Below are 12,561 nucleotides of genomic sequence, written 5' to 3'. Positions count from 1 at the left end.
GAGAAGCCTACTGGAACGAGGTGTGCTTTGTGTAGCAAGAGACTGCCTGAGGTTGCGGCAACACAGGATGCGCCGCCGCAGCCCAGGCAGTTTTGACCACGCTTATCCCCCCAGATACATCCGCTTAATTTCCGGGTTAGTCAGCATCTCCCGCGCCGCGCCTGACAAGGTGATCCGGCCATTCTCCAGGACATACGCCCGATCGGCGATAGCCAGTGCTGCCGTCGCATTCTGCTCCACCAGCAGCACCGTCATATTCTCTTCGCGCAGTTGCTTAATGATGCCGAACAGCTCTCCGACAATTTTCGGCGCCAGCCCGAGGCTCGGTTCATCCAGCATCAATAACACCGGCTCGCTCATCAGCGCCCGGGCGATGGCCAGCATCTGCTGCTCGCCGCCGCTCATGGTGCCCGCCATCTGATGGCGTCGTTCCTTGAGCCGTGGAAAGAGGGCGTACATGCGATCGCGCAGGCGGGTGTAGCCGGCGAGATTATTGTAAGCGCCCATGCGCAGGTTCTCTTCGATGGTCAGGTTGGTAAAGACCCGACGTCCCTCCGGCACCAGCGCCAGTCCGCGGCGCACAATCTGGTGGGTCTGGCTGCGTGAGATATCGTCGTTGAGGAAGCTGACGCGCCCGCTGGAGCGCACCAGGTTGACGATCCCGTTGAGGGTGGAGGTTTTACCGGCGCCATTGCTGCCGATCAGGGTGACGATCTCCCGGTCATAGACGTCGATATCAACGCCTTTCAGCCCCTGGATCACGCCGTAAAAGACCTTCAGTTCCCGGGCGTTAAGCATAATTGGCTTCTCCCAGATAAGCGGAAATGACGTCAGGATGCTGGATCGCCTCGGCCATCAGGCCGCTGAACAGCGGCTTACCGTACTCCAGCACCATCACCCGCTCGCACAGGCGGTTGACGAAGGGCATATCGTGCTCAATTAGCAGGACGCTGAGCTGATAGTCATGGCGCATGCGGAAGATCAGCTCCGCCAGATCCTCGGTTTCCTTCGGGTTCATCCCGGCGGCCGGCTCATCGAGCAGCAGCAGCTTCGGCGCGGTGGCCAGCGCGCGGGCGATCTCCACTTTGCGCTGGTTGCCATAGCTTAGGTTTGTGGCCTGCATATGCGCGAAGTGGGCGATACCGATGTCCTCCAGGATGGCCATGGCTTTGGCCTTCGCCGCCCGCTCGGCCGGAAAGTAGCGGCCAATATGCAGAGCTGCCTCCAGCAGCGAGTAGCGGCTGGCGCGGTCGAGTCCGACCATCACGTTCTCCAGCACCGTCATGGAGTTAAACAGACGGATATTCTGGAAGGTACGGGCGATCCCGGCGTTCACCACCTGGTTGGGCTTCAGCCCCTTCAGCGACGTACCCGCCAGGGTGACGTTGCCGCTGGTGGGTTTATAGTTGGCGGTGATGACGTTAAACAGGGTGGTCTTGCCCGCACCGTTAGGGCCGATAAGGCCAAAGATCTCCGCTTCATCAACATGGAAGCTGACATTGTCGATGGCCCGCAGGCCGCCAAACTGCATGGTGACGTCCTGCACCTGCAGGATAACGTTATTTTCCGCCATAGCTGCTGTTCCTTCTTCCCATCTGCCAAATCTCTTTTTTCCCCAGCAGCCCTTCGCGGGCGAAGAGCATGATGATCAGCAACAGCAGGGAGAAAACCACCATTCGCAGGCCCGGATAGGCGCCGAGATCGTGACCGAAGAACTGTAGCGGCTGGTCGAGGAAGCGCAGCCATTCGCCGCTGCCGACCACCAGTACGGTGCCGAGCAGGGCGCCGGTGGTGCTGCCGAGCCCGCCGAGGACGATAATAATCAGCAGCTGGAAGGTGAGCATAAAGTCGAACAGCCCCGGGGAAATAGTGGTCAGCAGCGAAGCCAGCAGACCGCCGCCGATCCCTTCGAAGAAGGCGCTGGTGGCGAAGGCGCAGGTTTTGATGCGGAAGGTGTTGACCCCCATGGCGATCGCCGCATCTTCATCGTCGCGAATGGCTTTCATCATCCGGCCATACTTCGACCACACCAGCTGAAGGATCATGCCGGTGGCCAGCAGGGCGAACAGCCCGCACCAGAACAGGAGATGCGGCTGCTGCGGAATATCGTTCAGCCCGATGGCGCCGTTGGTGATTTGCGGATTGTTAATAGCGAGGATCTTGATGATAAACCCAAAGCCGAGGGTGACAATGGCCAGGTAGTCGCCACGCACCCGGAAGACCGGCACGGCGAGGCACACCGCCAGCGCCGCCGCGCACAGGCCGCTTATCAGCAGGGCAGGGAGGAAGCCTGCGTGCAGGCTGAGGATCCACGGGCTGGGGGCGGCCATTTCAAACATGTCTACCTTGCTGTCGCTGGAGAGGATCAGCAGGGCGGTGACGTAGGCGCCCACCGCCACGAAGCCGTTCGGCTCCAGCGATAGCTGGCCGGTCACGCCGTTGATCAGGTTGTAGCTGACCGCAAGGATCATAAAGATAAAAATGGTGCTGATGACACGAACAATGTAGTCATTGAAAACCACGTTGATTCCGGCCAGCAGCGCGATACAGATGACAATAATGGCCAGGTTGCGCAGCTGCGCCCCGGCGGTCGTCGTCGCGTTGAGCATCAGAAACGGCTCCTTTCCAGACGTTCGTCGCCCATAATGCCGACCGGGCGGAACAAGAGGACCAGAATCAAGAACAGGAAGGCGAAAGCGTCTTTATAGCCGCCCAGTTCGGGGAAGATCGCCACGGCGACCACTTCGGTAAAACCGAGGATAAAGCCGCCCAGCACCGCGCCGGTGACGCTGCCGATCCCGCCCAGCACGGCGGCGGCGAAGGCCTTCAGGCCGATAAGCACGCCCATCAGGGGATCGATAGTGGGGTAGCTGATGGAGTAGAACACGCCGCCGAGGGCCGCGAGACTACTGCCGAGGGCGAAGACCAGGGAGATGATCCGGTTGGCGTCAATGCCCATCAGGCGCACGGTGTTGACGTCAAAGGCCACCGCGCGGATCGCCATCCCATAACGGGTGCGGTACAGCAGCCAGAGGATCGCCAGCAGCAGCAGGACGGTGATCAGCGGCACAATCCACGCCACGTTGGTAATGATGACGCTGCCGAAGGCGCGGGTCTGGTTGAAAAAGTCAGGGGCGGAGAAGAAGCGTGAGCTGCCGCCGAACAGCACGTTAAACAGGTTTTCGAGGAAGAAGCTGACGCCGATGGCGGTGATCAGCATGGAGATTTTCGAGGCCTGACGCAGCGGACGATAGGCGACCCGGTCAATCAGCATACCAAACAGGCCGCACAGCCCGAGGGTCAGGAAAACGGCTACCCCGAAGGGTAGCCCAACTGAAGAAAATAAAAACAGCGTACTAAACGCGCCGACCATCATCACGTCCGCATGGGCGAAGTTGATCAGCCGTAGCACGCCATAAACCATCGTATAACCGATGGCAATCAGGGCGTACATGCCCCCAAGACTCATTCCATTGACCACTTGCTGGAGAAAAATGGCGCCGTCCATTTTGTAGCCTCGTCACAACTTAAGGGTTAACCACGGTACGAAACGCCAGCTTGCCATCTTTAACTTCGTTGATGACCGCGCTGCGAATGGCATCGCCGTTCTGTAACGTCAGCGTGCCGGTCACGCCCTGGAAATCTTTGGTGGCGCGGATTTTTTCATTCACGCAGACCCGATCGTGGGGATCGCTGCACTGGTTCATGGCGTTGACGATGACGTTATAGGCGTCCGCCGCCATTGCGCCCCAGGTATGGGTCGGCTGCTGGTATTTGGCTTCCCAGGCTTTGATGAAGGTTTCCCCGGCCGGGGTCTGCTCTTTGGCGTTCGGCGAGTAATAATCGGTGGTCATATAGCCGTTGACCGCGTCTTTACCGACATCGAAGAAGACCTGATCCGCGGCCAGACCGTCGCCGCCCACCACCGGTTTGTTGAGCCCCAGTTGTTTAGACTGCACGGCAATCAGCGCCCCTTCGGTGTAGTAGATCGGCATGTAAATCATGTCGACATTCTTCGCCTTGACGCTCGCCAGCTGGGCTTTAAAGTCCTTGCTGCCGCCCGGGGCCTGTACCTCGATGGGAATGGTGCCGCCGTTTTTCAGGAACTGGGTGCGGAACGCTTTCGCCAGGCCGACGGAGTAGTCGTTGCTGCTGTCAAACACGATGGCGGCGGTTTTGGCTTTCAGATCGCGGGAGGCCAGATTGGCCCCGACCACCCCCTGGAAGCTGTCCGAGAAACAGACCCGGCTGACGTACGGATGGTTACGGGTGACGCGGTCGTTGGTGGCGGTGGAGGAGACCAGCGGCGTTTTGCTGTCGTCGGCGATCTTGGTCATCGCCAGGGTGTTGGAGGAGGTGACTTCCCCGATCACGGCATCCACTTTATCGCTGGAGACCAGGCGCTGCATGGCGTTGGCCGCTTCGACTTTGTCGCTTTTATCATCGATAACGATAAGCTTGATGGTATCGCCATTTTTTAACGTCGGGGTGATGGCCTGAATAATGTCCAGCCCTTTCTGCGACGGCTGGCCGTAGCCGCTGAGGGCGCCGCTCAGGGGTAATACCACCCCGATTTTAATTTCCGCTGCCTGCGCGCTGCTGGCGCCGACCAGCGCGGCAACCAGCGTGGCCATTAAAGACGCTTTCCCGGAAAACGATTTCATTGGTATTTCTCCGTCGGTCGATTATTTATCTTTAACCATCAATGACTGCATAACATTGAGGAATAATTCGCCAGCGTGTCCGACGAATTATTGGCTGTTATGTTGAATAGATAACGAGATATATACCCTAAATAATTCGAGTCGCATGAAGGCGGCAAGTGAGCGAGTCCCCAGGCGCTTACAGAAGTCAGTGACTGGGGGGAGAGAACGCAGCCAACGCACATGCAACTTGAAGTATGACGGGTATTTTTAATGCGCTGATTTACCTTACAACGTCCGTTTCGTTTTTACTCATGCAATATTCTTATTACCTGCAGGGAGGGGCATAAGGCTGATGACAACACGGTTTTGGATACGGTGAACGCATTTTGCCGGAGGGCGACTGGCGCCTTATCCGGCCTGGAAAATACGCCATATAAACCGGTTGAACGGCTTCCGTAGACCCGCTCAAGCGAAGCGCCGCCGGGCAATTTCAGCACGCACCCGAATATAATATTCAGGTGCGCCCGGTAGTATTAAAATTTATTCTGCTGCTGGTGTGACTTATTCTTTTAAAGGGGGCAATGGTTTTATTTTTCCATGCAGCGCCGGATTATCACTTTCATCTTTTAACTGCACGCCGGTGACGCGGCGTAAAAAAGCCTGCTCCAGCAGCCAGGCCAGTTTAAAGGCGGCGGCGTCATGGCTTAATCCCTCCGGACGAATATTGGAGATACAGTTGCGCTCAGATTCCAGACGCTGACGATGGGGCTGCCAGGTGAGGTAGACGCCGAGGCTGTCCGGCGAGGAGAGACCCGGTCGTTCGCCAATCAGGATCGCCACCGCGCGGGCTTTCAGGGTTTCGCCAATATCATCCCCCAGCGCCACCCGCGACTGATGCGCCAGCACTACCGGCGCCAGGCCGATACCCAGCGTTTGCAGATAGGGCAGCAGGGCGCGGATCAATGGCACCGCCTGGCGCTCTACCGCCCAGGAAGAGAGGCCATCGCCGATCACCAGCAGCAGATCGGCGGGGCGGACGCCGCTGGCGGCGAGGTCGGCGCGGCTTTCGTCGGCGAGCTGCCGCCCGAGATCCGGACGCCGCAGATAGGTGTGACGGTCCGGCGCGGCGCTGCGCACCGTCAGGGCGTCGAGGCCGAGCGCCGCCAGCGGCGCCACCAGCTGCTGGCTGGCGAACGGTTGATGAATGGCATCCCGCGCTCTGGCGTGGGCCAGACCAAAGTTGAGGACTTCGCGGGTCGGCAGGCTGGCGCCGCTGCGCCCCAGGGCGATCCGCGCATCGGTAAATTCACGCAGCGGGTTCCAGGCATCGGGACGGTTCATACAGGGGCTCCTTGCGGCAGGACGGACAGCAGCGGATGGCGGGCGTCGGTGAGCCGCAGCGCGCCGTGCGGATCGATAATCTGCATCTTCGCCAGCCAGTCGGCGAACTCCGGGGCATGCTTTAAGCCCAGCAGGCGACGGGCGTACAGCGCGTCATGGAACGAGGTGCTCTGGTAATTGAGCATGATATCGTCCGCTCCGGGCACACCGATCAGGAAGGTGAGCCCGGCGGTGCACAGCAAGGTCAGCAGGGTGTCCATATCATCCTGATCCGCTTCCGCGTGGTTGGTATAGCAGACGTCGCAGCCGATCGGCAGGCCCATCAGCTTGCCGCAGAAATGATCCTCCAGCCCGGCGCGAATAATCTGCTTGCCGTCGTAGAGATACTCCGGACCGATAAAGCCGACCACGGTATTGACCAGTAGCGGTTCAAAGTGACGGGCGACGGCGTAGGCCCGCGCCTCACAGGTCTGTTGATCGACGCCGTGGTGGGCGTTGGCCGACAGGCAGCTTCCCTGGCCGGTCTCAAAATACATCACATTGTTGCCGAGGGTACCGCGCCTGAGGCTGAGGGCCGCCTCGCGGGCCTCCTGCAGCATGGCAAGATTGATGCCGAAGCCGCTGTTGGCCGCTTCGGTACCGGCCACCGACTGGAACACCAGATCCACCGGCGCGCCGCGCTCAATCAGCTGCAGCGTATTGGTGACATGGGTCAGAATGCAGGACTGGGTAGGGATGGCGAAGCGCTGGATAATATCGTCCAGCATCACGTTCAGCTGCGCCAGCACCGGTAAGCTGTCGCTGGCCGGGTTGATGCCGATCACCGCGTCCCCGGCGCCGTACAGCAGCCCGTCGAGCATACTGGCGGCGATGCCTTTCAGGTCGTCGGTAGGATGGTTGGGCTGCAGGCGTACGCTGAGGTGGCCGGGCAGGCCGATGGTGTTGCGAAAGCGCGTCACCACCTGGCATTTGCTGGCGGCAAGGATCAGATCCTGATTGCGCATCAGCTTACTGACCGCCGCCGCCATCTCCGGGGTGATGGCGCGGGCGACCCGCTGCAGCGTGGCGGTATCGGTAGCATCATCCAGCAGCCAGTCGCGAAAATCGCCGACCGTCAGATGGCGCAGGTCGGCAAAGCCCTGCGCATCATGGGTGTCGAGGATCAGGCGAGTCACTTCGTCCTGCTCGTAAGGGATAAGCGGGTTGTCGAGAATGTCGGTCAGCGGCACCTCGGCGAGGGCCATTTTCGCCGCCATCCGCTCTTCGGCTGAGGTGGCGATAACCCCTGCGAGGGCGTCGCCGGAGCGGGCTGGCGACGCTTTCGCCATCAACGTTTTCAGACTATCAAAGCGCCATACCTGGCCCGATAGCGTGGTTTTATACATGCCGCCTCCTCAGGAGACCGTGCGCAGTTGAGGATCCACTGGCGCCCGTTCACGGGCCGCTGCGGTTTTGCGGAACCACAGGTAGCCGCCGAGCATCATCGCCGCGAAAATCAGCGCCAGCAGCAGGTTATACCAGACCATCGCCACCAGGCAGAGCACCGCCATGCCGAGGGCAAAGGCCGGCGCCAGCGGGTAGAGCGGGGCGCGGAATGGGCGGATCAGCTTCGGCTCGCTACGGCGCAGTTTGAACAGCGCCGCCATGGAAGTGATATACATAACAATAGCCCCAAATACCGACATAGTGACGATACAGGCGGTCAGCGGCATGCCGCTGATGGTGATCAGCGAGTCGGAGAAGATCGCGGCGATACCGACCACGCCGCCGGCGAGGATCGCCAGATGCGGGGTGCGGGTGCGGCGGTTGAGGGTCGCCAGCCCGGCGGGCAGATAGCCGGCGCGGGCGAGGGAGTAGATCTGCCGCGAATAGCCCATAATGATGCCGTGGAAGGAGGCGACGAGGCCAAACAGCCCCAGCCACACCAGCATATGCAGCCAGCCGCTGCCATTGCCCACCACCGTCTTCATCGCCTGGGGCAGCGGATCGTTAATATTGGACAGCGCGCGCCAGTCGCCGACGCCGCCGGCGAAGACCATCACGCCGATCGCCAGCACCGTCAGCGTCAGAATGCCGCCGCCCAGGGCGCGCGGAATGGTGCGCTGCGGATCTTTGGCCTCTTCGGCCGCCATGGAGGCCCCCTCAATGGCGAGGAAGAACCAGATGGCGAACGGAATGGCGGCGAACATCCCCGGCAGCGCCAGGCCGCTGAAGCTTTCCGCGCCCGCCCAGCCGTTAGTGGTGAAGTGGCTCCAGGAGAAGCCGGGCGCGACCACGCCCATGAACACCAGCAGCTCGAAGATGGCCAGCAGGGTGACGATCAGCTCGAAGGTGGCGGCAATGCCGACGCCGAGAATATTGAGCGTCATAAAGATCACGTAAGCGCCGCAGGCGACCCATTTCGGATCCAGCGCCGGAAACTGCACGTTGAGGTAGGCGCCGATGGCCATGGCGATGGCCGGCGGGGCGAAGACGAATTCAATCAGGGTGGCAAAACCGGCGATAAAGCCGCCGGTGGGCCCGAAGGCGCGGTAGGCATAGGCGAAAGGGCCGCCAGCGTGCGGGATGGCGGTGGTCAGCTCGGTAAAGCTGAAAATAAAGGCGCAGTACATCGCGGCGACCGCCAGGGCGACGACCATAAACCCCATCGTGCCCGCCTGCGACCAGCCGTAGCTCCAGCCGAAGTACTCCCCGGATATCACCAGTCCGACGGCGATCCCCCATAAACGAAAACTGCCGAGCGTTCTTTTTAAGGTGGTGGTTTGCTCTGTCATACGTGTTGCCTCGCCAGATAGAAAGGTTCTGAACGACAGGCTGCAAAGAGAGTGCCAGAACGTGGTCCGTCGCGATGAGGCGTCAGCGCGTGGCGCGCCCGCTGGCGCTGCGCAAAAATGGGGCAGGCTGCACGCTGTCGGCGCGTGCCCTGGTGCAGCGGCTTTGCTTTTTCCGCGGCAGCACGGTATAACACTTCTTCTTTTGGATGTTTAGATGTCTATACGTTTATACGCATCATGACCCGGGCAAGCGGGCTGGCGTGAGAAAATAAAATGCAAAGCACAACACAACAACAAGGTGGGCAACTGAAGCGCACCATGAAAACGCGCCATCTGATCATGCTGTCGCTCGGCGGCGTGATTGGCACCGGCTTATTTTTTAATACCGGCTATATCATCTCCACCACCGGCGCGGCCGGGACGCTGCTGGCGTATCTGATTGGCGCCCTGGTGGTCTGGCTGGTGATGCAGTGCCTCGGTGAATTGTCGGTGGCGATGCCGGAGACCGGCGCCTTCCACGTTTACGCGGCGCGCTATCTTGGCCCGGCGACGGGCTATACCGTGGCGTGGCTCTACTGGCTAACGTGGACGGTGGCGCTGGGTTCGAGCTTCACCGCGGCGGGTTTCTGCATGCAGTACTGGTTCCCGCAGGTTCCGGTCTGGATCTGGTGCGTGGTGTTCTGCGCGGTGATCTTCGGCCTTAATATCATTTCGACGCGCTTCTTCGCGGAAGGCGAGTTCTGGTTCTCGCTGGTGAAAGTGATCACCATCATCGCGTTTATTATTCTCGGCGGCGCGGCCATTTTCGGCATCATTCCGATGCAGGATGGCTCGCCGGCGCCGGGCCTGCACAATATCACCGCCGAAGGCTGGTTCCCGCACGGCGGCCTGCCGATCCTGATGACCATGGTGGCGGTGAACTTCGCCTTCTCCGGGACGGAGCTTATCGGCATTGCCGCCGGAGAGACGGAAAACCCGCATAAGGTTATTCCGGTCGCCATCCGCACCACCATTGCCCGGCTGATTATTTTCTTTATCGGCACCGTGTTTGTGCTGGCGGCGCTGATCCCAATGCAGCAGGCGGGGGTGGAGAAAAGCCCCTTCGTGCTGGTGTTTGAAAAGGTGGGCATCCCTTACGCGGCGGATATTTTCAACTTTGTGATCCTGACGGCGATCCTCTCGGCGGCTAACTCCGGCCTGTACGCTTCCGGGCGGATGCTGTGGTCGCTGTCGAACGAAAAGACGCTGCCGGCCTGCTTTGCCAAAGTCAATAAACGGGGCGTGCCGGTGACCGCGCTGTCGGTGAGTATGCTGGGCGGCGTGCTGGCGCTGTTCTCCAGCGTGGTGGCGCCCGATACGGTGTTTGTGGCGCTGTCGGCGATCTCCGGTTTTGCGGTAGTGGCGGTGTGGTTGAGCATCTGCGCCTCGCACTTTATGTTCCGCCGCCGCCATCTGCAGCAGGGTAAGGCGCTGAGCGATCTGCAGTATCGCGCTCCCTGGTATCCGGTGGTGCCCGTTCTGGGGTTTGTGCTGTGCCTGGTGGCCTGCGTGGGCCTCGCCTTTGACCCGAGCCAGAGAATTGCGCTGTGGTGCGGGATCCCCTTTGTGGCCCTGTGCTATGGTGCCTGGTATCTCACTCGTTCACGGAATATGACTCAGGAGTCCCAACATGTCGCAGACTAACCCGTTCACTGCTCTGCTTGCCGCCCAGCCTTATGTCCTGCTGGACGGCGCCATGGCCACCGAGCTGGAGGCGCGCGGCTGCGATCTGGCCGACAGCCTGTGGTCGGCGAAAGTGCTGCTGGAGAACCCGCAGCTGATCCGCGATGTGCATCTCGACTACTTTCGCGCCGGGGCGCAGGTGGCGATCACCGCCAGCTATCAGGCCACCCCGGCGGGCTTTGCCGCGCGCGGGCTGGATGATGCGCAGTCCCGGGCGCTGATCGGCAAAAGCGTCGAACTGGCGCGCAAAGCGCGCGAGGCGTACCTCGCCGAGAACCCGCAGGCCGGCACGCTGCTGGTGGCCGGTTCGGTAGGGCCGTATGGCGCGTTTCTCGCCGACGGCTCGGAGTATCGCGGCGATTATCAGCGCAGCGCGGCAGAGTTCCAGGATTTCCACCGCCCGCGCGTCGAAGCCCTTCTGGATGCGGGCGCCGACCTGCTGGCCTGTGAAACCCTGCCGTCATTTGCTGAGATCCAGGCGCTGACGGCCCTGCTGCAGGACTATCCCCGTGCCCGCGCCTGGTACTCTTTCACGCTGCGCGACGCCGAACATCTCAGCGATGGGACGCCGCTACGCGAGGTGATGGCTGCCCTGGCGGATAACCCGCAGGTGGTGGCGGTGGGCATCAACTGTATCGCCCTGGAAAATACGCCCGCGGCGCTGGCGCATCTGCACAGCCTGACGGCCCTGCCGCTGGTGGTCTATCCTAACTCCGGCGAACATTATGATGCGGTGAGCAAGACCTGGCACCATCATGGCGAAGCCTGCGCCACCCTGGCGGATTATCTGCCGCAGTGGCTGGCGGCCGGGGCGAAGCTGATTGGCGGCTGCTGCCGCACCACGCCGAAGGACATCGCCGCGCTTAACGCGAAGCGCTGAGTTTTTTGCCGGGTGGCGCTGCGCTTACCCGGCCTACACTTTGCGCGATCCGTCGCCGCCACCCGGCGCCAACCATCTGCCACTCACCAACCGCTCAAAACCAACTATCCTTTCCCGCTTTTGTTCTAAAAACGATTCGCTATTAGCCAGAATTTTTAATTACTTCATCTCCCTCCTGATGCCGGAAATACTGCACCTATAACAACTCAGGGGAAGCAGACATTATGGCATTCACATCGCGAATTACTCTTCTGGCGGCGCTGGCTGTCGCCGCCTTCCAGGCGCAGGCGGTCAACGTGACCGTGGCGTATCAAACCTCCGCTGAGCCGGCGAAAGTCGCCCAGGCGGACAACACCTTCGCCAAAACCAGCGGCGCGACCGTCGACTGGCGGAAATTCGACAGCGGCGCCAGCGTGGTGCGCGCCCTGGCCTCCGGCGATGTGCAGATCGGTAATATCGGCTCCAGCCCGCTGGCGGTGGCCGCCAGTCAGCAGGTGCCGATTGAAGTGTTCCTGCTCGCTTCAAAGCTCGGCAACTCCGAAGCGCTGGTGGTGAAAAAAAGCATTACCAAACCGGAAGATCTGATCGGCAAGCGCATCGCCGTGCCGTTTATCTCCACCACCCACTACAGCCTGTTGTCGGCGCTCAAACACTGGGGCATCAAGCCGGGCCAGGTGCAGATTATTAACCTGCAGCCGCCGGCGATCATCGCCGCCTGGCAGCGCGGGGATATCGATGGCGCTTACGTCTGGGCGCCAGCGGTTAACGAACTGGAAAAAGAGGGCAAGGTGTTGACCGATTCCGCGGAGGTTGGGGAGTGGGGCGCGCCGACCCTCGACGTTTGGGTGGTCCGTAAGGACTTCGCCGAGCAGCATCCGGAGATCGTCAAAGCCTTTGCTAAAAGCGCCATCGACGCCCAGCAGCCCTACATCGCCAACCCGGAAACATGGCTGAAACAGCCGGACAACATCAGCAAGCTGGCGCGCCTGAGCGGCGTGCCGGAAGCCGATGTCCCCGGGCTGGTGAAGGGGAACACCTACCTGACCGCCGCTGAGCAGGCGCAGGCGCTGAATGGTCCGGTCAATCAGGCCATCGTCGATACCGCGCGCTTCCTGAAAGAGCAGGGCAAAGTGCCCGCGGCGGGAACCGATTATCGTCAGTACGTCACTGACCGTTTCGTGAAGTAAAGGAGGCGGCG

The 12,561-nt window shown here is 60.9% G+C and carries 13 protein-coding genes; 5 read left to right on the top strand and 8 right to left on the bottom strand.

From position 1 onward, the window contains the following. Positions 1-102: 102 nt before the first annotated feature. The 5 genes from DTA24_RS22605 to DTA24_RS22585 are packed head-to-tail and all read right to left on the bottom strand — an operon-like array spanning position 103 to position 4,634. Entirely contained in the window at positions 103-798 is a 696-nt protein-coding gene (locus tag DTA24_RS22605; protein WP_004204908.1) for an ABC transporter ATP-binding protein, read from the bottom strand. Then, positions 791-1,573, bottom strand: coding sequence for an ABC transporter ATP-binding protein (locus DTA24_RS22600; RefSeq protein WP_008805323.1), 783 nt, complete (start codon positions 1,571-1,573; stop codon positions 791-793). Before DTA24_RS22600 ends, DTA24_RS22605 begins: the two co-directional genes overlap by 8 nt. Next, complete coding sequence (locus tag DTA24_RS22595; protein WP_008805324.1) at positions 1,560-2,609, bottom strand: branched-chain amino acid ABC transporter permease; 1,050 nt, start codon at positions 2,607-2,609, stop codon at positions 1,560-1,562. The genes DTA24_RS22600 and DTA24_RS22595 overlap by 14 nt, the downstream gene beginning before the upstream one ends. Further along, positions 2,609-3,508, bottom strand: a complete 900-nt coding sequence (locus tag DTA24_RS22590; RefSeq protein WP_002890128.1) for a branched-chain amino acid ABC transporter permease — start codon at positions 3,506-3,508, stop codon at positions 2,609-2,611. The genes DTA24_RS22595 and DTA24_RS22590 overlap by 1 nt, the downstream gene beginning before the upstream one ends. A gap of 19 nt (positions 3,509-3,527) precedes the next feature. Next, positions 3,528-4,634, bottom strand: a complete 1,107-nt coding sequence (locus tag DTA24_RS22585; RefSeq protein WP_004147267.1) for an ABC transporter substrate-binding protein — start codon at positions 4,632-4,634, stop codon at positions 3,528-3,530. Between DTA24_RS22585 and DTA24_RS28455 the strand changes: the two genes are divergently transcribed. Then, positions 4,627-4,770, top strand: a complete 144-nt coding sequence (locus DTA24_RS28455; RefSeq protein ID WP_046881799.1) for a hypothetical protein — start codon at positions 4,627-4,629, stop codon at positions 4,768-4,770. The two genes, DTA24_RS22585 and DTA24_RS28455, sit on opposite strands and share 8 nt — an antisense overlap. 437 nt (positions 4,771-5,207) lie before the next feature. On the opposite strand, the gene eutC is transcribed toward DTA24_RS28455, so the two are convergent. The 3 genes from eutC to eat are packed head-to-tail and all read right to left on the bottom strand — an operon-like array spanning position 5,208 to position 8,761. Then, positions 5,208-5,987 carry an ethanolamine ammonia-lyase subunit EutC gene (gene eutC, locus DTA24_RS22580; RefSeq protein ID WP_008805326.1) on the bottom strand — a complete coding sequence of 260 codons (780 nt, stop codon included), beginning with the start codon at positions 5,985-5,987 and terminating at the stop codon, positions 5,208-5,210. Beyond that, positions 5,984-7,372: an ethanolamine ammonia-lyase subunit EutB gene (locus DTA24_RS22575; RefSeq protein WP_060876164.1), complete on the bottom strand. Its 1,389-nt coding sequence runs from the start codon at positions 7,370-7,372 to the stop codon at positions 5,984-5,986. Before DTA24_RS22575 ends, eutC begins: the two co-directional genes overlap by 4 nt. A gap of 9 nt (positions 7,373-7,381) precedes the next feature. After that, complete coding sequence (eat, locus tag DTA24_RS22570) at positions 7,382-8,761, bottom strand: ethanolamine permease (protein ID WP_008805328.1); 1,380 nt, start codon at positions 8,759-8,761, stop codon at positions 7,382-7,384. A 74-nt stretch (positions 8,762-8,835) separates the two neighbouring features. Between eat and DTA24_RS28450 the strand changes: the two genes are divergently transcribed. The 4 genes from DTA24_RS28450 (at position 8,836) to tauA (ending at position 12,550) form a co-directional block, all read left to right on the top strand. Then, on the top strand, positions 8,836-8,952 hold the full coding sequence (locus tag DTA24_RS28450) for a hypothetical protein (protein ID WP_162500004.1): 117 nt from the start codon (positions 8,836-8,838) through the stop codon (positions 8,950-8,952). Positions 8,953-9,034: 82 nt separating this feature from the next. Continuing rightward, on the top strand, positions 9,035-10,444 hold the full coding sequence (mmuP, locus tag DTA24_RS22565; protein WP_008805329.1) for an S-methylmethionine permease: 1,410 nt from the start codon (positions 9,035-9,037) through the stop codon (positions 10,442-10,444). Then, positions 10,431-11,363, top strand: a complete 933-nt coding sequence (gene mmuM, locus DTA24_RS22560; RefSeq protein ID WP_008805330.1) for a homocysteine S-methyltransferase — start codon at positions 10,431-10,433, stop codon at positions 11,361-11,363. Before mmuP ends, mmuM begins: the two co-directional genes overlap by 14 nt. A gap of 224 nt (positions 11,364-11,587) precedes the next feature. After that, entirely contained in the window at positions 11,588-12,550 is a 963-nt protein-coding gene (gene tauA, locus DTA24_RS22555; protein ID WP_060876166.1) for a taurine ABC transporter substrate-binding protein, read from the top strand. The last annotated feature ends 11 nt before the right edge of the window (positions 12,551-12,561 follow it).

Origin of the sequence: Klebsiella sp. P1CD1, assembly GCF_003790505.1 — a bacterium.
Classification (GTDB): Bacteria; Pseudomonadota; Gammaproteobacteria; order Enterobacterales; family Enterobacteriaceae; genus Klebsiella; species Klebsiella variicola.
Note: the sequence above shows the minus strand (reverse complement) of the source record. Positions and strands in the feature narration are given on the sequence as shown.